Annotated in this window: 21 protein-coding genes; 8 read left to right on the top strand and 13 right to left on the bottom strand. The window is 62.4% G+C overall.

Translation table 11 applies throughout. The features are described from left to right. Window positions 1–9: 9 nt before the first annotated feature. From WLQ66_RS05720 to purC, 7 genes are all read right to left on the bottom strand, one after another. On the bottom strand, window positions 10–432 hold the full coding sequence (locus tag WLQ66_RS05720) for a DUF4440 domain-containing protein (RefSeq protein WP_340545397.1): 423 nt from the start codon (window positions 430–432) through the stop codon (window positions 10–12). 75 nt (window positions 433–507) lie between these two features. Beyond that, a complete protein-coding gene (locus tag WLQ66_RS05715; RefSeq protein ID WP_340545396.1) occupies window positions 508–3,423 on the bottom strand; it encodes a ribonuclease E/G in 2,916 nt (971 codons plus the stop codon). Between the two features lie 565 nt (window positions 3,424–3,988). Continuing rightward, complete coding sequence (locus tag WLQ66_RS05710; RefSeq protein WP_340545395.1) at window positions 3,989–5,326, bottom strand: sigma-54-dependent transcriptional regulator; 1,338 nt, start codon at window positions 5,324–5,326, stop codon at window positions 3,989–3,991. Between the two features lie 29 nt (window positions 5,327–5,355). After that, window positions 5,356–7,125: an ATP-binding protein gene (locus WLQ66_RS05705; protein WP_340545394.1), complete on the bottom strand. Its 1,770-nt coding sequence runs from the start codon at window positions 7,123–7,125 to the stop codon at window positions 5,356–5,358. Between the two features lie 37 nt (window positions 7,126–7,162). Further along, window positions 7,163–7,831 carry a phosphoribosylformylglycinamidine synthase subunit PurQ gene (purQ, locus tag WLQ66_RS05700; RefSeq protein WP_340545393.1) on the bottom strand — a complete coding sequence of 223 codons (669 nt, stop codon included), beginning with the start codon at window positions 7,829–7,831 and terminating at the stop codon, window positions 7,163–7,165. Beyond that, entirely contained in the window at window positions 7,828–8,061 is a 234-nt protein-coding gene (gene purS / locus WLQ66_RS05695; RefSeq protein WP_340545392.1) for a phosphoribosylformylglycinamidine synthase subunit PurS, read from the bottom strand. The genes purQ and purS overlap by 4 nt, the downstream gene beginning before the upstream one ends. Before the next feature lie 102 nt (window positions 8,062–8,163). Next, window positions 8,164–8,925, bottom strand: coding sequence for a phosphoribosylaminoimidazolesuccinocarboxamide synthase (gene purC, locus WLQ66_RS05690; protein ID WP_340545391.1), 762 nt, complete (start codon window positions 8,923–8,925; stop codon window positions 8,164–8,166). A gap of 280 nt (window positions 8,926–9,205) precedes the next feature. Here purC and WLQ66_RS05685 point away from each other — a divergent pair, with 280 nt between their 5' ends. The 3 genes from WLQ66_RS05685 (at window position 9,206) to bmt (ending at window position 12,899) form a co-directional block, all read left to right on the top strand. Then, window positions 9,206–9,523, top strand: coding sequence for a DUF1476 domain-containing protein (locus WLQ66_RS05685; RefSeq protein WP_340545390.1), 318 nt, complete (start codon window positions 9,206–9,208; stop codon window positions 9,521–9,523). A 113-nt stretch (window positions 9,524–9,636) separates the two neighbouring features. Beyond that, window positions 9,637–11,793: a phosphatidylglycerol lysyltransferase domain-containing protein gene (locus WLQ66_RS05680; protein ID WP_340545389.1), complete on the top strand. Its 2,157-nt coding sequence runs from the start codon at window positions 9,637–9,639 to the stop codon at window positions 11,791–11,793. An 89-nt stretch (window positions 11,794–11,882) separates the two neighbouring features. Then, the gene (gene bmt / locus WLQ66_RS05675; protein WP_340545388.1) at window positions 11,883–12,899 is read left to right on the top strand and encodes a betaine--homocysteine S-methyltransferase; all 1,017 of its coding nucleotides are present in this window, start codon (window positions 11,883–11,885) and stop codon (window positions 12,897–12,899) included. Between the two features lie 86 nt (window positions 12,900–12,985). Here the strand turns inward: bmt and WLQ66_RS05670 are convergent, their stop codons facing one another. After that, a complete protein-coding gene (locus WLQ66_RS05670; RefSeq protein ID WP_340545387.1) occupies window positions 12,986–14,092 on the bottom strand; it encodes a PA0069 family radical SAM protein in 1,107 nt (368 codons plus the stop codon). 222 nt (window positions 14,093–14,314) lie between these two features. On the opposite strand from WLQ66_RS05670, the gene WLQ66_RS05665 reads away from it, so the two are divergent. Then, on the top strand, window positions 14,315–15,016 hold the full coding sequence (locus WLQ66_RS05665) for a cobalamin B12-binding domain-containing protein (protein ID WP_340545386.1): 702 nt from the start codon (window positions 14,315–14,317) through the stop codon (window positions 15,014–15,016). Window position 15,017: 1 nt separating this feature from the next. Beyond that, a complete protein-coding gene (locus WLQ66_RS05660) occupies window positions 15,018–15,743 on the top strand; it encodes a DUF1638 domain-containing protein (protein ID WP_340545385.1) in 726 nt (241 codons plus the stop codon). Window positions 15,744–15,789: 46 nt separating this feature from the next. Here the strand turns inward: WLQ66_RS05660 and WLQ66_RS05655 are convergent, their stop codons facing one another. Beyond that, on the bottom strand, window positions 15,790–16,419 hold the full coding sequence (locus WLQ66_RS05655) for a glutathione S-transferase family protein (protein ID WP_340545384.1): 630 nt from the start codon (window positions 16,417–16,419) through the stop codon (window positions 15,790–15,792). 95 nt (window positions 16,420–16,514) lie between these two features. Here WLQ66_RS05655 and WLQ66_RS05650 point away from each other — a divergent pair, with 95 nt between their 5' ends. Continuing rightward, window positions 16,515–17,225 (top strand): helix-turn-helix transcriptional regulator, encoded by a 711-nt coding sequence (locus WLQ66_RS05650; RefSeq protein ID WP_340545383.1) that lies wholly within the window; start codon window positions 16,515–16,517, stop codon window positions 17,223–17,225. Between the two features lie 33 nt (window positions 17,226–17,258). On the opposite strand, the gene WLQ66_RS05645 is transcribed toward WLQ66_RS05650, so the two are convergent. Beyond that, entirely contained in the window at window positions 17,259–17,669 is a 411-nt protein-coding gene (locus WLQ66_RS05645; protein ID WP_340545382.1) for a SufE family protein, read from the bottom strand. Between the two features lie 163 nt (window positions 17,670–17,832). Between WLQ66_RS05645 and WLQ66_RS05640 the strand changes: the two genes are divergently transcribed. Beyond that, a complete protein-coding gene (locus WLQ66_RS05640; RefSeq protein WP_340545381.1) occupies window positions 17,833–18,357 on the top strand; it encodes a hypothetical protein in 525 nt (174 codons plus the stop codon). A 99-nt stretch (window positions 18,358–18,456) separates the two neighbouring features. Here WLQ66_RS05640 and rnd read toward each other — a convergent pair whose 3' ends face one another. After that, window positions 18,457–19,614: a ribonuclease D gene (rnd, locus tag WLQ66_RS05635; protein ID WP_340545380.1), complete on the bottom strand. Its 1,158-nt coding sequence runs from the start codon at window positions 19,612–19,614 to the stop codon at window positions 18,457–18,459. Between the two features lie 229 nt (window positions 19,615–19,843). Between rnd and WLQ66_RS05630 the strand changes: the two genes are divergently transcribed. Beyond that, window positions 19,844–20,038, top strand: coding sequence for a hypothetical protein (locus WLQ66_RS05630; protein ID WP_340545379.1), 195 nt, complete (start codon window positions 19,844–19,846; stop codon window positions 20,036–20,038). A gap of 29 nt (window positions 20,039–20,067) precedes the next feature. Here the strand turns inward: WLQ66_RS05630 and purN are convergent, their stop codons facing one another. Beyond that, on the bottom strand, window positions 20,068–20,664 hold the full coding sequence (purN, locus tag WLQ66_RS05625) for a phosphoribosylglycinamide formyltransferase (RefSeq protein WP_340545378.1): 597 nt from the start codon (window positions 20,662–20,664) through the stop codon (window positions 20,068–20,070). Further along, window positions 20,661–21,707: a phosphoribosylformylglycinamidine cyclo-ligase gene (gene purM, locus WLQ66_RS05620; protein ID WP_340545377.1), complete on the bottom strand. Its 1,047-nt coding sequence runs from the start codon at window positions 21,705–21,707 to the stop codon at window positions 20,661–20,663. Before purM ends, purN begins: the two co-directional genes overlap by 4 nt. Between the last annotated feature and the right edge of the window lie 49 nt (window positions 21,708–21,756).

Here is a 21,756-nt window from a genome sequence, read left to right as displayed (position 1 = left end):
CGCCAGCGCCTAGGGGAGCGGGTTTTCCGCCCCCTCTGGCAGGGCCTCGGTGTCCTGGCTGAAGATATTGATCCAGACCGCATCGACGCGCTGCCAGATTGAACTGACATACATTGTGGCGGCCTCTGCATCCCCGCCGGTCTGGTCCGGGCGGGCATAGGTGGCACGATAGGCGAGCAACGCGCAATCGGGTGCCAACGACATGACGCGCGCCTGCTCAAGTCTGAACCATGCCACTGTGGGTCCGTTGGCCAGTTGTTCGCAATGATCGTCGCGCCCGGCAAAGCCGCTGGGGTAGACGCCCAGAAACTGCGGATGCAGCGCGGCGCGGTCCGCGGCAACATCACCCCGCTGCAACGCCGTCCAGACGGCGGTTTCCGCCGCCAGCAGCTGATCCAATAACGGATCCATCACGGGGGGCTCGCTCTGCATGGAGGTGCTCCTGATGTCTTGAGGCCTGACATGAAAAAGGCGGGCTAAACGCCCGCCTTTCTTTGGTTTTGCTGATCAGCTGCCAACCGACCACCAGCCGCGCCGCTTGGGCTTGGGCGGGCTGACTGGCTCCGCCTCTGCGCCTGCCAGCGCAGGTTCGGCCTGGTCCTCAGGCGCCGCTTCGCTAGGCGCTTCGGCAGCGGTCTCCGTCGGCGCCTCGACGTGATCTGCGGCCACATCCTGCGCGGTCGCTTCATCGGTCTCGATCGGGTCGGCCGTTGCCGGTTCGGCTGGAACCTCCTGCGCGGCGGTCGGCTCAACCTCCGCAGCGTCTGGCTGTTCGGGTGTGGAGACGGTGTCTGCCGCTTGGGTTTCTTCCACCGGAGCCGCCCCGTTGAGAGCTACTGCTGGTGTGGGTGCCACCTCCTCCTCGGTCGGGGCCTCCACAGACGCCTCCTCTGCCGTCACCTGCTCATCCGAAGGCTCCGGGGCGGGATCCGCCTCCTCTGCGCCGGCTTCGTCCGGTGTCTCACCATCGGCTGCCACGGTCTCATCGGTCTTCTTCTTCCGGCTGCGCGAACGGGTGCGGGTGCGGGTGCGTTTCTTCACCTCGCCCTCACCCTCCTCGGGTGCGGCGTCCTTGCCTTCGGCGGCATCAGCTTTGTCGTCGCCGTCGTCTGCGTCGCCATCTGCCGAGTCTGCGGCCTTCTGGTCATCGGATTTCGCATCCGCCTGAGCGTCGCCGTTGGTCTCATCGCCCTCACCGCCGGAGGACTTCCGCCGCCGCCGGCGACGACGCTTGCGCTTGGGTTTGTTGTCCCCATCGCCCTCGTCGCCAGAGGCTTGGGTCTCTGCGACATCCGCGTCATTGGAATCGGTCTCGACCTCATCATCGGCCTCCTCGGCCGCCTCGTCGGCGTCGACCTGATCCATGATCGAGGTATCAACGGATACCACCGGCGTCGTGACAACAGGAACCACACGCGAGGCGGTCTTGAACTTCTCGAGCGAGAAATCCGGGCTGACCAGATGCGGGTCACCCTCGATCCGCACGGACAGGCCGTAACGGGTTTCGATCTGGGCGATATGCTCGCGTTTCTGGTTCATCAGATAGTTGGCAATGCTGACCGGGCAGCGCACCAGCACCTCGCGGGAACGACGGCGGGTGCCCTCTTCCTCGATCTGGCGCAGGATCGACAGCGCCAGCGAGTCATCCGACCGGATCAGACCGGTGCCGTGACAATGCGGACACGGCGCGGTGGTCGCCTCGATCATGCCGGGACGCAGACGCTGACGCGACATTTCCATCAGGCCAAAGCCGGAGATCCGGCCCACCTGAATACGGGCGCGGTCGGTCTTCAGCTTGTCCTTCATGCGCTTTTCGACGGCGGCGTTGTTCTTGCGCTCGTCCATGTCGATAAAGTCGATGACGATCAGACCGGCAAGGTCACGCAGACGCAACTGGCGCGCCACCTCTTCGGCGGCCTCCAGGTTGGTCTTGAGCGCGGTTTCCTCGATCGAGCCTTCCTTGGTGGCGCGACCGGAGTTCACGTCGATTGCCACCAGCGCCTCGGTCACGCCGATCACGATGTAACCGCCGGATTTCAGCTGAACGGTCGGATTGAACATCGCGCCGAGGTAGCTTTCGACCTGGAACCGGGCAAAGAGCGGCAGCTGATCCTGATAGTTTTTCACGTTCTTGGCGTGGGACGGCATGATCATTTTCATGAAGTCCTTGGCGATGCGGTAGCCGCGTTCGCCCTCAACCAGAACCTCGTCGATCTCGCGGCTGTAGAGGTCGCGGATCGAGCGTTTGATCAGATCGCCCTCTTCGTAGATCTTAGCCGGTGCGATGGATTTCAGCGTCAGTTCGCGGATCTGCTCCCACAGGCGCTGGAGGTATTCATAGTCACGCTTGATCTCGGATTTCGTGCGTTTGGCACCGGCGGTGCGCACGATCAGCCCCGCGCCGCTCGGCACGTCCAGTTCAACCGCGATATCTTTCAGCTTTTTGCGGTCGGCGGCATTGGTGATCTTGCGCGAGATACCACCACCGCGCGCGGTGTTGGGCATCAGCACGCAGTAGCGGCCAGCCAGCGACAGATAGGTGGTGAGTGCTGCGCCTTTGTTGCCGCGCTCTTCTTTCACGACCTGAACCAGCAGGACCTGACGGACCTTGATGACTTCCTGGATCTTGTAGCGACGCGGGCGCGGTTTGCGCACCGGACGAATGTCTTCGCTGTCGTCTTCCTCGGCAACGGATTCGATATTCTCATCCTTGGCCGTCGCATCGGCAGCGGTCTCGGCATCGTCGCCGTCGTCATCGGCAGCCGCATCAGAAGCGTCTTCTGCCTCTGCCGCAAGATCGTCAGCGGAGCTGTCGTCCTGTGCTTCCGGCTCTGGCGAAGCTTCCTTCACCGCTTCTTCGACAACCACCTCTGCGGCGGCGGTCTCATTGCCGTCTGAGGCCTCGGGCACATCCGCCAGCTTGGTGTCAGCTGCGGCCATTTCATCGGTCAGGTCGATGGTTTCCATACCCGCGATGTCGGCGCCGCCTTCGCTGGCCTCCGGGCTGACATCCTTCGTCTCGACGACATCGGCGGATTTCACCTCGGCAGCCCGTGTGCGACCACGACGCGACCGCGGCTGGCGCTTGGCAGGCCTTGCCTCTTCCTCGTCATCACGGGCGCGCTGTGCCTCGGCATAGGCGCGCTCTTCCTCCATCAGGGCCTCACGGTCGGCGACGGGGATCTGGTAATAGTCGGGATGAATTTCCGAAAAAGCAAGGAATCCATGGCGGTTGCCGCCATAGTCCACAAAAGCTGCCTGCAGCGAAGGTTCGACGCGGGTTACTTTTGCGAGGTAGATATTGCCAGCGAGCTGACGTTTGTTTTCGGATTCAAAGTCAAATTCCTCAACCTTGTTTCCATCGACCACCACAACGCGGGTCTCTTCCGCGTGGGTGGCATCAATAAGCATCTTCTTTGCCATGAGTCCTTGGTGCACCTGCCGCGCACGCGCGCATCTGGCCCGTTTCCGGGCGGACGTGAACGATTGGGGTGGTGTCTTGTCTGGGCGATGTCTTGAGGCGCGCGATTGGCCCATGCAGTACAGCGGTTAGCCCCGGAACATCTGTCCGGCCCTCCTGCCTGTCTGCTGTTCTCTCTCGCGCGCGTCATCGCGTTTCTTCTCCGACAGGTGGGAATATCCGCGCCCTGCCCTGATTATATCCCTGCTGGGAAACCCCAGTCAGGTGCTAAACTGCCCCGAAATACTGCGGGGCCAATCGGTCTGACTTTGCTTTCTCGGATCTTGCCGGACAAAAACAAAGGCAGCGAATCTCATCAAGAGGGGCAGGATCACTCTAGTCCCGTCCCCATTTAGGCAGCATAAGACCTGTGGATAGGTAATGACAATGGTCATTCGTCACACCTGCAATCTAAATGCTATCCTCTTGGTTCCTAGGCTGAAAATCATGAATATTCCGTTACCGGAACGACAAGGACCGCCCCCAGGAGGGAGGCGGCCCAATCTTGGTTAACGCGCGGTTTGGCGGTCAGGACAGATAGTCGGAGCGTTGCAGCCCGTATTTGGCCATCTTTTCGTTGAGCGTCCGGCGCGGCAGGCACAGCTCATCCATGACGCTGGCGATGGACCCTTTGTGGCGCCGCATGGTGTTGTCGATCAGCATCCGTTCGAAGGCTTCGACATATTCCTTCAGCGGCTTGCCTTCGGTGGTCATCACCGGTTGCATGTCCTCGTGGTCCGACATCAACAGCGATGCAATGGTCCCCGAGCCACGGCGCGACTGAAGCACCGCGCGTTCGGCGATATTGATCAGCTGGCGCACATTGCCCGGCCAGGGCGCCTGCAACAGCTGCGCGGCCTCCTGGGCGCTCACCTGAGGTGCGTCACAGCCGTATTCTTCGGAAAACTGTTCGGACAGGCGGGTGAACAGCGTCAGGATATCCTCGCCGCGCTGGCGCAGTGGCGGCACGGTGATCCGAAGCGCGGCAAGCCGGTAGAACAGATCCGGGCGCAGCGCGTCTTCGCAGGTCTTGCCGGCTTCCTGCAGGTTGGAGATCGCCACGATGCGCGTCTCCCCCGGAATGCCCTGCTCATTGATGACGCTAAGCAGCTTGGCCTGTAGCGTTTCGCTCAGGGCTTCGACATCTTCCAGCACCAGGGTGCCGCCACGGGCCTCCTCAATGGCGGGGAGCGAGCTGTCTTCGGGCTGCATCGGACCGAACAGGCGTTTGGACAGCGCCTCCTCTTCCAGCGCGGCGCAGGAGACCAGCACGAATTTCTTGCCCGCCCGGCTGCCGACCGCGTGCAGCGCGTGGGCCACCAGCGTCTTGCCGGTGCCGGTTTCGCCGTCGATCAGCACATGGCCATCCGCCTGCCCCAGATCCAGGATATCCTCGCGCAGGCGCTCCATCACCGGGCTGGAGCCGATGAGTTTCTTCATGATGGTGCTGCCGTCGGAGAGCTCGCGCCGCAGCACCCGGTTGTCGAGCGTCAGGCGGCGGGCCCCGGTGGCGCGCTTGGCCAGTTCCGACATGCGATCCGGGTTAAAGGGTTTTTCGAGAAAGTCGAATGCGCCAACCCGCATCGCCTCAACCGCCATTGGCACATCACCGTGACCGGTGATCATGATGACCGGCAAGGCAGAGTCGCTGCCCATCAGTTTCTTCAGGAACTGCATCCCGTCCATGCCCGGCATCTTGATATCCGAGATGACAATCCCGGGATAATCCGGCCCCAGCACCTTTAGCGCGTCCTCGGCGCTGGCAAAGGTCTCGGTGTCATAGCCAGACAGCGCCAGCCATTGGCTGATCGACTGTCGCATATCCTGTTCATCATCGACGATCGCGATTTTCATGGCCTGTGCCATTCGCGTGCCCTCCATCCAGTGATACCGCGCTATTCCGCGGCCTCGATACCGTCCACAAGGATCGGCAGTTGCATTTCAAATACGGCGCCACCGCTCTGCCCGTTGCGGGCGGTCAGCCGACCGCCTAGGTCGTTCACGATACCCGAGGAGATGGCAAGCCCCAACCCAACCCCGTCCCCCGGCTGCTTGGTGGTGTAGAAGGGTTCAAACAGGCTGCCGAAATCCTTGATCCCCATCCCGTTGTCGCGCACCGACAGAGTGGCTGTCTCGCCCGCCGCCAGCAGGATTTCGACCTCAGGGTCTTCGACTGACTTTGTAGCATCTAGTGCGTTTCGCAACAGGTTCACCATCACCTGCTCAATCCGCATCCGATCGCCCATCACATAGACCGGTTCCTCGGGCAGGATACGGGCGATCTTGACGTGCCGCTGACGCAGCTGCGGCTCCATCATCGACAGCGAGGAGGCAAGCGCATCGCCCATATTTACGGGGCTGAACGTATCACCGCCCTTGCGCGCGTAGGACTTCAGCTGGCGGGTGATCGCGCCCATCCGTTCAATCAGATCGTCGATCCTGCCAAAGGAGGCCAGCGCCTCCTCGGGGCGGTTGCGATTGAGCAGCAGCCGCGCCCCCGCCAGATAGGTTTTCATCGCCGCCAGCGGCTGGTTCAGCTCGTGGCTGACGGCCGCCGACATCTCACCCAGAGCGGCCAGTTTCGAGCTCTGCGCGAGGCTCTGTTCGGCGACTGCGAGGGTCTCCTGCATGCGTTCGCGTTCGGCAATTTCCCGCTGTAGCCGTGCGTTCAATACGCGAAGCTCTGCCGACTCGCGCTGGAACAGCGCCATGCGCAGCGCGGTGCGACGGCTCAGCGCATAGAAAGCCAGCGCCAGCAGAATGGCGAATCCCATGATCTCAAGCGCCAAAACCGTGTTCACCCGCTCGCGGATCGACGCGTAGGTGGTGAAAGAGGTCAGCCGCCAGCCCTGAAACGGGATCCGGGATTCCAGCCGCATCACCGCTTCGCCCTGGAGATAGGCATCGGCGGGCAGCGCGGTCCAATCCGTGGTGGCCCTGATCGCCCGCTGAATGGCCCCCTCAGGGGTCTGCAATTGCAGCGCATCCGCCTCCGACAGGCCGCGCCAGCGCGACTCCGTTGCCAGAATGATGGTGCCGGTGCTGTCGGACACCATCACAGCATCCGAAATCCCTGCCCATGCGCGCTCGAACTTCTGCAGATCGACCTCCACCACGATCACCCCGAGGATGCCGGAGGTGTCGACGATGCGGCGCGAATAGGTGAAACGATAGCTGCCGACCTCGCTGCGGATCGCCGAGAACACGGTGGTTTTGGAGCGCAGCGCGTCGACGAAATAACCCGCATTGCGGTGAGTTTGGCCCAACCGGTTACGATCGGTGGCGGCCACGGTGCGCCCGTCCTGCGCCATCAGCATGATGGAGGCGGCGCCGATTTCCTCGACAAAGGAGATCAGCCGCTGGGTCGAGAGCGAAAAATCATTCGATTGCAGCGCCGAGATCAGTGCCTGATCCCGCGCCAGCAGCTGCGGCACGATGGCGTGGCGCCCCAGCTCGCTCACCAGGTTGCCAGAGTAGAGCGCAAGACGCAGCTCAGCCCGGTTGCGGGTGCTTTCGGTGAAGCGATCGGTCAGCGCACGATTGGTGACCCAGACGGTCACCGCAGCGACGGCCATAAGCAAGAGCAAAGCAAGACGCACCCGCCACGAGGTCGTGCGGGAGCGCGGTTTTCCAGAGGATAGGGTTGCGTCACGCGCGGCAGTCATAGGCAAAACCTAACGCAAGCCGCCGCGCATTCACAAGTCACGCCGCAGTGACTAGCCCGGCCAATGCGCGGAACACTGCCGCCCCGTCGGTGCCCCCGTGGCCTGCATCCGCAGCCCGCTCCGGGTGAGGCATCATGCCCAGAACCCGGCGGTTTTCCGACAGGATACCGGCAATATCGGCAACCGAGCCATTGGGATTGTCGACATAGCGGAAGGCGACGCGGTCCTGATCCTGAAGCGCGGCGATGGTGTCGGCATCAGCATAGTAGTTGCCGTCGTGATGCGCGATCGGCACGCCGATCACATCACCTGCCGCATAGCCTTCGGTAAAGACGCTGTCGGCTGTCGCCACCTGCAAATCGACGGTGCGGCAGATGTATTTCAGACCGGCATTGCGCAACAGAGCGCCCGGCAGCACGCCGGTTTCGGTCAGAATTTGGAAGCCGTTGCACACGCCGATGGCATAGCCACCGCGATTGGCATGATCGACAACCGCTTGGCAGATCGGTGACTGGGCGGCAATGGCGCCGCAGCGCAGATAGTCGCCATAGGAAAACCCGCCCGGCACGCCAACGATGTCGACACCCTCGGGCAGCGCGCTGTCCTTGTGCCAGACCATGGAGACGTCACAGCCCGCCTGTTCAAACGCCACCGCCAGATCGCGGTCGCAGTTGGACCCGGGGAAGACAACAACAGCCGCCTTCATCCCTGCATCTCGATGCTGTAGGATTCGATCACGGTGTTGGCCAGCAGCTTTTCGCACATCGCGGTCACATCCGCCTCGGTGGCATCATCCGCCAGATCGAGGTCGATCACCTTGCCCTGACGCACGCCGCCCACCTTCTCAAAGCCCATGGCGCCAAGCGCGTGGCGCACGGCCTCGCCCTGCGGATCCAGAACCCCGTTTTTCAGCATTACATGCACGCGTGCCTTCATCGCATTTTCCCTCAGGTTTCGATGGCAAAGCCCGGATTAGGGGCCTCTAAGTTAGATAGTCAAAATCCCGCCCTTTGGTCAGGGCGGGATCCATGGATCAGGTCAGTTTACCAGCGTCGGCTTGCCGCTCGCCGGCGGGTTGTTCGGCATCACGCCCAGACGCCGGGCCACCTCGGTATAGGCGTCGGTCAGATTGCCAAGGTCGCGGCGGAACACATCCTTGTCCAGCTTCTGACCGGTTTTCATGTCCCACAGACGGCAGCTGTCGGGGCTGATTTCATCGGCGACGACCAGACGCTGGAAATCGCCGTCATAGATCCGGCCGATTTCGATCTTGAAATCCACCAGCTTGATCCCGACCGCCAGCATGACACCGGACAGGAAGTCGTTCACCCGTAGCGCGAGGCTGAGGATATCATCCATATCCTGCTGGCTGGCCCAGCCGAAGGCGGCGATATGCTCCTCGGTGACCAGAGGATCCCCCAGCGCGTCGTCCTTGTAGCAGTATTCCACAATCGGGCGCGGCAGCTGGGTGCCCTCGTCAATGCCCAGGCGTTTGGAGATCGACCCGGCCGCATAGTTGCGCACGATCACTTCCAGGGGAATGATCTCGCAGCTGCGCACCAGCTGTTCACGCATATTGAGCCGCTTCAGGAAATGGGTCGGCACGCCGATCTGCCCCAGACCTTGCATGAAGAACTCGCTCAACAGGTTGTTGAGCACGCCCTTGCCTTCGATGACATCCCGCTTTTCCGCGTTGAAAGCGGTGGCGTCGTCCTTGAAGTACTGAACGATGGTGCCCGGTTCGGGACCTTCATAAAGTGTCTTCGCCTTGCCTTCGTAGATCTTCTTGCGACGTGCCATGCGGAGCCTTTCGGGAAAAAAGCGGGAATCTCATGCCCGGGAACTGTCGCCCTCATACGGCAAGGGGGGCCGTGCCGCAAGCTTGGTCCCTGCCCGCCCGCAATCACGATTGGGGAGACGGGCTTTTCGTCCCTGCGGGCTTGCTGTGCTATGATGGCCCGGCGTGGTCGGGGAGCCACGCGGATTCTGGGATCAATTGCCCCGCCCGCCTCTTGTTGGCGCCGCGCGCCATCCACATATCACAATGATCTACGACACTTATCGCCCTGAGGGAGGATCCATGACCACTTTCGACGACCGCGAACACGCCTTTGAAGCGAAATACGCCCATGACGAGGAAATGCAGTTCAAGGCGCAGGCCCGCTGCAACAAGATGCTCGGGCTGTGGGCCGCTGGGCTGCTGGGCAAAACCGGCGCTGATGCCGAGGCCTATGCGCATGAGGTGATCAAATCCGATTTCGAGGAACCGGGGTTTGAAGATGTGCTGCGCAAGGTCAGTGCTGACCTGGAAGGTCGGGCCACCGCGGATGAGGTACGCCAGAAGCGGGCCGCCCTGCTGCCGGAGGCCAAGGACCAGGTCCTGAACGACAGCGCATGATTTTACGCGCATTTCACGCAGGACCGGCAGCGATGGGACTGGCATTAACCGGGTGACAATCCATCAGGTGTAGCGTGTCGGATGGCGACCTGCCATTTGACACAAGGATGCTGATGCCCAGCCTACTGTCCCCTGCCGCCCGCATCTTTGCGCGGACTGCCGCACGCGGTCTGCGCCTGATGCTGCCTGTCGCCGTGATGATCGGCTGTCTGGCATTGCTGCAGGCCCATGTGGCGCTGCCCGATCTGGCGGAACTGCGCGGGATATTGCGCTCTCTTGCGCCGTGGCAATGGGGCGCTGCGCTGATGGCCACCGCGGTAAGCTTCTGGGCTCTGGGCCGCTATGACAGCGTTGCGCACAGGCACCTCGGGACCGGGCTGGATGGCCCGCAGGCGCGGCGCGCCGGTATGATAGCCATCGCGGTGTCGCAAACCCTTGGGTTTGGTCTGGTCACCGGCGCCTTTGCCCGCTGGCGCATGCTGACGGGGCTGCGCCCGATCCGTGCAGCCCAGCTGACCGGAATGGTCGCCATCACCTTCCTGATTGCACTGGCGGGTATCTGTGGCGGTGCCCTGATCCTGAGCCCGCCCCCGGTGTCCAGCCCATGGCTGGGATCGGCTATTCTCCTTGCAACTTTCGCCATGACCGCTGCCATGGTGGCGGTGCCGGTGGTGCGGATCGGCCGGATGACCCTGCGCTGGCCCTCGCTGATGGCGATTTCCGCGCTTGGGTTCTGGGCCATGATCGACGTGGTGGCAGCTGGCACAGCGCTGTGGCTGCTGCTGCCTGCCTCTGTCGAGCTGTCTCTTGCTGCAATGTTGCCCGCCTATTTTCTGGCGCTTGGCGTTGCGATCCTTTCCTCGGCGCCCGGCGGCGCCGGCGCATTCGAACTGGCGCTTTGCGCGATGTTGCCCGCAGATATCACCCCCGAAGTTATCGCGGCTATCCTCGGGTTCCGTCTGGTCTACTACCTGCTGCCGGCGATCATTAGCGGGATCTGCCTCGGGTGGCCTGCGCTGGCCGAACTGCCACGACGATTGGCAAGCAATGCGCCCGACGCTGAGCTCTCTGGTCCCCAAGACATGCAGGCCCTCAGCGGCAGTCGGATGCGCCCAGCCGCACAGCTGCCGCAGATCCGTCCTGTCGCCGAAACCGCCGTGATCCAGCAGAATGGCGGACATCTGCATGCTTTTGGCTTCAATCAGGTGGCGCTGCTGGACAGCCCGCAGGCCTCAATTGCGCTCTTTGGTGCGGTGAGCGGTCATCTAAGCGAACTTCTTCCCGGCCTTCACCACCATGCCAAACACCGCAATGCCGTTGCCTGCCTCTATAAGTGCACGGCCCGCGAGGCGGTTGAGTGTCGCCGTGCCAGCTGGCGGGTGCTTCGGATTGCGCAGGAGGCGGTGCTTCACCCCGCGACCTTCACAGAAACAGGCTCAAGCCGGCGCCAGCTGCGACGCAAACTCCGGCAGGCCGAAAAGGCGGGCGTCTGCGCCCTGCCCGCAGCCGCCGAGCTGCCGATTGAACAGATGAAAGCCATAGATGCCGCCTGGCAGTCCACCCATGGACAAGCCAAGGGCACGACGATGGGACGGTTTCAGGCAGAATATCTGGCACAGCAGCAGGTGTTTATCGCCTGGCATGACAAGCGCATGGTCGGCTTTGTCAGCTTTCACGCCATCGCACATGAATGGTGCCTCGATCTGGTGCGCCTGCTGCCCGATGCCCCCGATGGCACCGGCCACGCGCTGATCCGCGCGGCGCTTGCTGCGGCGGCGGAGAGCGGCGTTTCGCGACTGTCACTCGCCGCGGTGCCCGATCATCGCTTTGCCAAGCGCCTGGATCCCGGCTTGCGCCGCTTCAAGACCAGCTTTGCCCCGACGTGGGAAGATCGCTATGTGGCCGCGCCCTCATACCTGCACATGCTCATCGCCCTTGGCGAACTGCTGCGGCTGGTCCATCATCCTGCGCCGCTGCCACATTGGCCCAGATCGACCGAAACCGATGGCAGCGACGACACCGCACCGCGCGATGGCGACCGTGGACCGGATGGCGAGCGGCTGAACGGCAGCGTTGCCGACACAAACGCCCGGACCGAAGAGAGCCTGTGGCGCAAATTCGAGCGCCGCGCAGCAGCTGCCCGCGCGGCCCGAAAACAGGCCTCGGGCAGATGGTCCAGCGCGGCAGATCGCGATGATCCGCCGCCCGATGGTGATCGTCTTCATAATGAAGATGAAGAAAATGAAATTGCCCTCACCCGCCGCGCATGACAGACCGGGCCATTGACACAAGCCGACCCCAGGTGCCGATAGCGGCGAGCCGCGGCCCAACCACCGACATCACCCCACAGGAACATCCCATGACAAATACTTTCACAACCCTGCTGGAAACCAAGGACGCCCTGCTTGCCGATGGGGCCACTGGTACCAATCTGTTCAATATGGGACTGCAATCCGGTGACGCGCCTGAACTGTGGAATGTGGACGAACCCAAGAAGATCACCGCGCTTTATCAGGGATCGGTCGATGCAGGCAGCGACCTGTTTCTGACCAACACCTTTGGCGGCACCGCAGCCCGGCTGAAGCTGCACGACGCGCAGCGCCGTGTGCGGGAGCTGAACATTGTCGGCGCAGAGCTGGGTCGCAATGTCGCCGATCGCTCCGAGCGCAAGATCGCGGTGGCCGGATCCGTTGGCCCGACCGGCGAAATCATGCAGCCGGTGGGCGAATTGAGCCACGCGCTGGCCGTCGAGATGTTCCATGAACAGGCCGAGGCCCTGAAGGAAGGCGGCGTTGATGTTCTGTGGCTGGAGACGATCTCCGCGCCCGAGGAATTTCGCGCTGCTGCGGAGGCGTTCAAACTCGCCGATATGCCCTGGTGCGGCACCATGAGCTTTGACACCGCAGGGCGCACCATGATGGGCGTGACCTCATCCGACATGGCGGAGCTGGTCGAGGAGTTTGATCCGGCACCGCTGGCGTTTGGCGCCAACTGCGGCACCGGTGCCTCGGATATTCTGCGCACCGTGCTTGGCTTTGCTGCGCAGGGCACCAGCCGCCCGATCATTTCCAAGGGCAACGCGGGCATTCCCAAATATGTCGATGGTCACATCCATTATGACGGCACGCCAGCCCTGATGGGCGAATATGCCGCCATGGCGCGCGATTGCGGCGCCAAGATCATTGGCGGCTGCTGTGGCACCATGCCCGATCATCTGCGCGCCATGCGCGAGGCGCTGGATACCCGCCCTCGCGGCGAGCAGCCGACGCTGGAGCAGATTGTCCAGATCCTCGGGCCGTTCAGCTCAGACAGCGATGGCACCGGCGAGGATAACGGACCCGAACGGCGCAGCCGTCGCGGCCGCCGGCGCGGGTAACACCCGCCCGACCGGCATTGCGTTTTCAGCCCGAAGCGGTCTCAGGATGGCTTCGGGCGATCACCTTCGCGGCCCTGCGACGACTTTTAGAATAGCGCCAGCTGATCCCCGGCCTGTGCCGGTTTTGCAAAGAGATCGCAGCGCAGCTGAGGCGCGCGCTGCGCAAGGCCCAGCCGTTTGCACGCGGCATTGAACCGGTTGGCGATCACCGCCGCATAAGGCCCCTCGCCACGCATACGATGCCCCCAGCGCGGGTCATAGTCCCGCCCTCCGTGCATTTCGCGCAGCCGTGCCATGACTTTTTCGGCGCGCAGCGGCACATGCTCCGCCAGCCATTCCTGCCAGAGCTCCGACACGTCACGCGGCAGCCGCAGCATGATCCAGCTTGCCGCATCGGCGCCGGCATCGGCCCCGGCGGCCAGCAGCGCCTCCAGCTCATGGTCGGTCAGCCCCGGCACGACGGGCGAGGTCATGATCCGCACCGGGACACCCGTCTCAGACAGGCGCCGGATGGTCGCGAGGCGACGGGCGGGCGTCGGCGCGCGCGGCTCCATGCGGCGCGACAGCTCCGCATCCAATGTGGTGACGGAGATGCCAACCCGCACAAGGCCACGCCCGGCCATGGCCGACAGAATATCAAGATCCCGCTCAATCAGGGTCCCCTTGGTGACGATGGCGACCGGATGGGAGAACTGATCCAGCACCTCCAGACAGGCGCGGGTCAGCCCGAGATCACGCTCACACGGCTGGTAGGGATCGGTATTGGTCCCGATGGCAATCGGCGCCACCTTGTAGCGCGGCTGTGACAGTTCGCGGCGCAACACCTCGGCGGCATTGGGTCGCGCGATCAGCCGGGTTTCGAAATCCAATCCCGGCGACAGCCCCAGATAGGCATGGCTGGGACGGGCAAAGCAATAGATGCAGCCATGTTCACAGCCGCGGTAGGTGTTGATCGAGCGATCAAACGGCAGATCGGGCGATTTATTATAGGAAATCAACGAGCGCGCCACCTCATGCCGGATATCGGTTTCGATCCTCGGCGCGCCGCTATCATCGCCGTCATCACGCGAATCCTGCAGCCCTCCCCAACCGTCATCAATGGCATCTCGCGCCAAATCAAACCGCCCTGCCGCATTGCTGAGGCTGGCGCGGGCTTTGCGACGTTGTGGCGGTGGTGGCAAGATCTCGGTCATTGGGGCATCTTGCCGCAAAATTGAGAACAAATAAAGAACAAACGCAAGAAACCGAAGATTTCCATGCGAAATCTTCATTATTATTCCGCCATTTTTGCGCCTATACGTCGGTTCGGACCAAGGCAACGTCGCAAACAATGCAGTCTCTTGGGGTCAATCTGGACCAATACGAGTTAAACGAGGCCAAACCGGGGTCACCCCGCCCAGTCAAGGAATACACCCATGTCGGAAGACGCAGATGACATCATCCTGGCAGATCTCAATGACGAGGAACTCGTCCAGCAGATGTTCGATGACCTCTATGACGGCCTCAAGGAAGAGATCGAAGAGAGTGTCAACATTCTGCTCGAGCGCGGTTGGGCACCCTACCGGATCCTGACCGAGGCGCTGGTAGGTGGCATGACCATCGTGGGCGCCGACTTCCGCGACGGCATCCTGTTTGTGCCCGAGGTGCTGCTGGCGGCCAACGCGATGAAGGGCGGCATGGCCATCCTGAAGCCGCTGCTGGCGGAAACCGGCGCGCCGCGCATGGGCTCCATGGTGATCGGCACCGTGAAGGGCGACATTCACGACATCGGCAAGAACCTCGTCTCCATGATGATGGAAGGTGCCGGTTTCGAGGTGGTGGACATCGGCATCAACAACCCGGTCGAGAACTATCTGGAAGCTCTGGAAGAGCACAAGCCGGACATCCTCGGCATGTCGGCCCTGCTGACCACCACGATGCCCTATATGAAGGTCGTGATCGACACGATGATCGAACAGGGCAAACGCGACGATTACATCGTTCTGGTTGGCGGCGCGCCGCTGAACGAAGAATTCGGCAAGGCAATTGGCGCAGATGGCTATTGCCGTGACGCGGCTGTGGCTGTGGAAATGGCGAAGGACTTCGTTGCGCGCAAGCACAACCAGATGAGCGCCTGATTTGGCACGCAAAGGACGCGCCGCCCGCCTGACTGAGCGGGCGGCGTTCCAACCGCCCACCGGGCGGTCGCTTGAGGAAACCTCCCTCACCGAGCGGGGTCTGGCCGCACCTTTGAGAAAAACGGGCCGTGTCCTGTTGATTGCCTGCGGTGCGCTGGCCCGGGAAATTCTGGCTATCAAAGACGCCAACGGGCTTGATCACATTGATCTCACCTGCCTGCCGGCCAAGCTGCACCTTTACCCTGAACAGATTGTTGATGCGGTGGACGGGGCCGTCGCCAAACATTCCCGCGTCTATGACAGCATCTATGTCGTCTATGCCGATTGCGGTACGGGCGGCGCGCTGGAGCGCAAATGCGCCGAGCTCGGTGTCGAGATGATTGCCGGCCCGCATTGCTATTCGTTCTTCGAAGGCAACGACCAATTTGCCGCCCATGGCGAGGCCGGAGAGATCACCGCCTTTTACCTGACGGATTTTCTGGTGAAGCAATTCGACGCCTTTGTCTGGCGGCCGATGGGATTGGATAAGCACCCGGAACTGCGGGACATGGTGTTCGGCAACTACACCAAGCTGGTTTACCAGTCGCAGATCGATGATCCGGCACTGCTTGAGAAAGCTGAACTTTGCGCCAAGCGCATGGGGCTGGCGTTTGAACATCGCCACACCGGTTATGGGGATCTGAAAACCGCGGTGCTGGCCTGGAGCGATAAGACGGCGCGCGATTAGACCGCGCGCCGCAGGTTTATCGGAATGGGTGGCTGCCCTGACCTGCTCAGGCGTCTTCCAGCGCGCTCAACTGCGCGGTTGTTTCGGCCTCGTAGGCCGCGATGGCCTGACCGTCCTGCGCGGCGCTGACCCGCTCCACCCAGGCCTTGATCACGGCGCTGTCGGGCATCAGATGCGGCGCCCACTGAAATGGCGACGCCAACAGGATATCGGCGAGGCAGAGCGTATCGCCCAGCAGGAAGTCACCTTCGGCCAGGGCTGTTTCCAGCGCCGTGCAGACTTCAGCCAAACCGCGATATGCCCCGTTGATGGCCGGATGATCCAAGCCTGAGAAGGCCGCCACCAGAACCGGATCCAGCACGCCGCCGGCGTAGGTCATCCAGCTGAGATAGCGGCCACGATCCGGCGCGCCGATCTTGGGGCTGAGCGGCTGGCCGTACAGCTCATCCAGATACATCATGATGGCAGCGCTCTCGCGGACCCCCTGCCCCTCATCGGTGACCAGATAGGGGACTTTCCCCTCGGGATGAGGATTGCGTGGATCACGGCGACCGGTACCATCAAAGCGTTCTACGCTGACGGGAACGACCTCAACCGCATCCAGTTTGCCGATGAGCATAAGCTGCGCAACGACACGAGAGGAGCGGCTGTTGGGGCAATGATAAAGCGTCGGCATTTCAATGACTTTCCATTTGTTATGTTGCTGATGGTAGTGATATGCGACTACCCTCCTGCCAAATTCTGTCAGGATGCTTGCGGATAGATGGACCCATGCCTAAAACAGATCGCCTTTTTCGTCTGCTGCATCTGATCCGGGGGTTGCGCCCGCCGGTCACGGCGGCCCGGCTTGCCGCCGCGATGGAGGTGTCGGAGCGTACGATCTACCGTGACATCGACAGCCTGCGCGCGGCAGGGGCGCGGATCGAGGGAGAGGCGGGGCTGGGTTATACGATGACCGAAGATCCGGCGCTGCCGCCGCAGACCTTTTCCCAGATCGAGCTGGAAGCGCTGACCCTTGGGCTGTCGGATGTGAATCAGCGCGGCGACCCCGATCTGGCGAAGGCAGCGACAGATGCGCTGGTCAAGATCCTCGCCACATTGCCCGAACGCCAGCAGCGGCAGGCCATGCATGCGGTCAATCTGGTCCATCGCTATTATGCACCGGCCAAACCCACCATTGACATGACCCTCCTGCGCGAAGCGATGTGGGCGGAGGAGGCGCTGGATATCGGTTATCGCGACCTGAAAGACGCCCGGACCACGCGGCGGATCTATCCGCTGGCGCTATCCTATCACGACCGCAGCGTGATGCTGCTGGCCTGGTGCTGCAAACGCGAGGATTTCCGCAGTTTCCATGTGACCCGGATTGATGGTTACAGCAAGACCGGAGAAAGCTTTCGCCCCCGGCGTGTCACCCTGCTGCGTGCGTTCATTGACCCCCTTCATTCGCGGGATCGCGGTGGCGAAGGCGCGGCCCGATGACGGGCGATGATCACCCGGGACCGGCCCGCTGGATCAGACGGCCGCCGCTGCCGTTTCGCGAATGCGCTGGACCATGGCAGTCAGCCCATTTGAACGCTGCGCCGACAGATGATCATTGAGACCCAGCCGCGCCAGTTCGGCCCGCGCGTCGACCGCCAGCACCTCCTCAAGGGAGAGGCCGTTATACAGCGCACGCAACACCGCGATCAGCCCGCGCACGATCATCGCGTCGCTTTCACCATCGAAGTGGAACACACCGTTTTCGATGGTGGGATGCAGCCAGACCTGACTGGCGCAGCCGTCAACCTTGGTTGCGGGCACCTTCAGCGCGTCTTCCAGCGGATCCATCGCCTTGCCCTGTTCGATGACATGGCGGTAGCGATCTTCCCAATCGTCGAGAAACTCGAAATCTTCGACAATCTCTTCAAAGGCGGCACTGGCCATGGGGGTGTTCCTCGTCTGGTTTTGCGGCCCGGTGTCCTGCGCTGATCGACGCAACCACCGGCACCGCTGGACCTAAGGCGCAAACAATGGCTTTTCAACTGCTTTTCAAGTGGCTTGCAATCGGGTAACCACATGCGAGGACATATCGAACGGGTGAACCATCATGCAACGATCTCTCGCACTCCTCCTGATTGGAGCCGTGGCGCTATCTGGCTGTGGGTTTCGCGATTCGCGGGTGAACCCGTTGAACTGGTTTGGCGGCTCCGATGAGGTCGAGGTGCAGGAGACCAGCGGTGAGCCGGTCAATCCGCTGATCCCGGTGAAGACCCGCGTCAGCGTCTTTGCCCGCCCCGATGCGGTGGACAACAGCGTGCTGGTGCAAAGCGTCAGCGAGATGCGGGTGGAACGCACGCCAACCGGCGCAATCGTCTATGCTACCGGCATTGCCGCGCGGCAGGGCGCCTATGGGGTCGAGCTGCGCCTGGACGAGGCCGATCGCGACGTGCGCACCCGTGACGACACGCTGGATTTCACATTCCGCGCCACCTACCCCGAGTATCGGACGGCTGTCGGCAGCGACCGCACCCGGACCTTGCGGGCTGCTTTCAGCCTCAGCAAGCAGGAGCTTGCCAGCGTACGCAGCATCCGGGTTGTCGCCGCACAGAACGCACGCGAAAGCCGCCGCTGAGGTTCACGCCCAACATAGGCTGAATATGCAAAAGGCGCCTGCAACGGGCGCCTTTATTGTTTTATGTCCCGGTGCCCCGGCGACGTGATCGGGCAGCGATCAGAGGGTTACAACCTTCACGTACTGCCCCTTTGCAGCCAGCGCGATCTCGCCGTTGCAGAGACGCAGCGCATCGGCGCCAAACACCTCGTGACGCCAGCCATTAAGCGCGGGAACATCGCGCTGACCGGCCGCGATGGCGTCCAGATCGGAGCTGGGGGCAATCAACTTGGCCGCAACACCGGAGGCCTCGGTCTTGGCCTTCAGGAGCACCCGCAGCAGATCGGCGAGCGCCGGATTCACCTGCATTTTCTCACGGCTGCGATCCGGTTGCGGCTGTGATCCCGCCGGGCAGTTCACACCCTTGGTAACCGCCTGAAGGATGCCTTCGGCGATTGCGCCCTTGCGGGCCTCGCGCAGCAGCAACCGCGAATTGCCGAGGTCTGAGCTGTTCTTCGGCTTGGTCGAGGCCAGCTCCACCAAGGCGTCATCCTTGAACACACGGTTGCGCGGGACATTGTTGGTCTTGGCGTAGCTCTCGCGAAAAGCCGCCAGCTCGCGCACGATTGCAAGGAATTTGCCGGAGTTGGTGCGGGTTTTCACGCGCCGCCACGCCTCTTGCGGGTCGACATCATAGGTCGCCGGATCGGTGAGCACCTGCAGCTCTTCAGCCACCCAATGGGCGCGTTCGGTGCGCTGCAGCTCGGCCGCGAGATGTTCGTAGATCTGGCGCAGATGGGTCACATCCGCCAGCGCATAGGTTTTCTGCGCCTCGCTCAGCGGGCGACGCGACCAGTCGGTAAACCGCGAGGTCTTGTCGACCCCCTGTTTGGCGATCTTGCGCACCAGTGTCTCATAGCCCACCTGCTCGCCAAAGCCGCAGACCATCGCCGCGACCTGCGTGTCAAACAGCGGCTTGGGAAAGACCTGCGCGTCAACCCAGAAGATTTCCAGATCCTGCCGCGCGGCATGGAACACCTTGACCACATTCTCGTTGCGAAACAACGCATAGAGCGGTTCCAGAGAAATCCCGTCAGCCAGCGGATCAACCAGAACGGCATCAGTCTCTCCGTCACCGGAGAAGGCCAGCTGAATCAGGCAGAGCTTGGAATAATATGTCCGTTCACGCAGAAACTCGGTATCCACCGTGACATATGCGTGCTGCGCTGCAGCTTCGCAGAAGGCCTGCAGTTCTTCGGTAGAGGTCAGAGTTTTCATCAATTACGGCTTTTTCTTTATCTGAATTATTGGGCCGTGATACGCGCTTGTCCCGGTCAATGCAAACATGTGCAGAGGGGGCCAGAGGATTTCAGCCCCGCCGTGATGTAGCAGGCGCACAGTCGCTGAAAATGTTCAATTTACGTGATGAAAGGGCAATTAAACATTCATTTTCGGAATACCTAACGGATGGCTAGGTTGGTCATATAGCCAAAAAGGAGCATGACCGATGACCGCCCTGACCCCCTGTGAAACCAGCCCCCTTGCCCTCGCCTGCCCCGGGTTGTCCGCCGCCAGCCTGGCAGCAGTGGCGCTTGTCCTGGTGCTTGGCCTGCCCGCCCTGATGGCCCGGTCACCACAGGGGGCGACGCCGGACTGGCATGGCAACAGCGCGACACTGCCTATGCCAGAACCGAGCAATTAGACCGGGAAGATAGTCGTCGGGGCAGATCGTCAGGGCAGATAGACTGGCGTGCGATCTCCGGCGGCATAGCGACGCAACACGGCCGGATAGAGCTGATGCTCCTGCACCAGAACTTTTGCGGCCAGGCTCTCCGGCGTGTCGTCAGCCGCGACATCGACCCGCGCCTGCCCCAGGATCGGCCCGTCGTCGAGCACGGCCGTCACCTCATGTACGGTGCAGCCATGCTGGCGGTCGCCCGCCGCGAGCGCCCGTGCATGGGTGTTGAGACCGGTGTATTTCGGCAGCAGCGAGGGGTGAATATTCAGCATCCGCCCCTGAAACTGCGATACAAAACCATCAGTCAGAACGCGCATGAACCCCGCCAGACAGACGATATCCGCGCCGGAGGCAAGGATCGGCTTGACCAGTTCCGCCTCAAATGCGGCGCGATCCTTGCCATAGGGTTTGTGGTCCACCACCGCAGTTGGAATGCCTGCGGCGGCAGCCTTCGTCAGGCCACCGGCACTGGCGATGTTGGACAAGACCAGACAGGGCCGCGCCGGATGATCGCCGGTCATGCTTTCGACCAGCGACACCATGTTGGAGCCGCCGCCCGAAATCAGGATCGCGACCTTCTTGTGGCTCACAGCAGCTTGCCCGAATAGCGCATACCGGCGCCTGCTGTGACGGTGCCCAGACGCGAGACGGTCTCGCCCTCGGTTTCCAGCACCTTCACCAGTTCATCCGCGCGGTCGACAGAGACAGACAGGATCATGCCAATGCCGCAGTTGAAGGTCTTCAGCATCTCTGCCTCGGCAATACCGCCAGTCTCGGCCATCCATTTGAACACGGGCGGCAAGTCCCAGGCATTCAGGTCGATGTCAGCGCCCAGATCCTCGGGCAGGACACGCGGCAGGTTTTCGGTCAGACCACCGCCGGTGATATGAGCCAGCGCATGAACGCCGCCCGCCCGCACGGCAGCCAGGCATTGTTTTACATAGAGACGGGTCGGCGTCAGCAGCGCCGCACCCAGCGTGCCCTCGCCGAAGGGGCAGTCCGCGTCCCAGCCGAGGCCGGAGACGTCAACCAGCTTGCGCACCAGCGAGTAACCGTTGGAGTGCACGCCGTCAGAGGCCAGCCCCAGGAGCACGTCGCCTTCTTTCACGTCGGCAGGCAGCGCACTGCCGCGTTCCATTGCGCCCACCGCAAAGCCCGCTAGGTCGAAATCCCCTGCGGGGTACATGCCCGGCATTTCGGCCGTCTCACCGCCGATCAGCGCACAGCCAGAGCGCACGCAGCCCTCGGCGATGCCTTCGATAATGCGGGCCGCCACGTCGGTTTCCAGCTTGCCGGTTGCGAAATAGTCGAGGAAGAACAGCGGCTCAGCACCCTGGCAGACCAGATCGTTGACGCACATCGCCACCAGGTCGATGCCAACGCCATCCACCACACCGGTGTCGATGGCAATCCGCAGTTTGGTGCCGACACCATCGGTGGCGCCAACCAGAATGGGGTCGCTGTAGCCTGCGTCCTTCAGATCGAACAGCGCGCCAAAGCCGCCAAGGCCGCTCATCACGCCAGAACGGTTGGTCCGTTTCGCGGCGGGCTTGATGCGGTCCACCAAAGCGTTGCCTGCATCAATATCCACCCCCGCGTCCGCGTAGGTCAAACCGTTCTTGCCGCTGGTCATCTCAGTGCTCCTTCAAAGACGTTGGGCAGCCTTTAGCGCAAGGCGCATC

It is taken from the genome of Phaeobacter sp. A36a-5a (assembly GCF_037911135.1).
GTDB lineage: Bacteria > Pseudomonadota > Alphaproteobacteria > Rhodobacterales > Rhodobacteraceae > Phaeobacter > Phaeobacter bryozoorum.
Note: the sequence above shows the minus strand (reverse complement) of the source record. Positions and strands in the feature narration are given on the sequence as shown.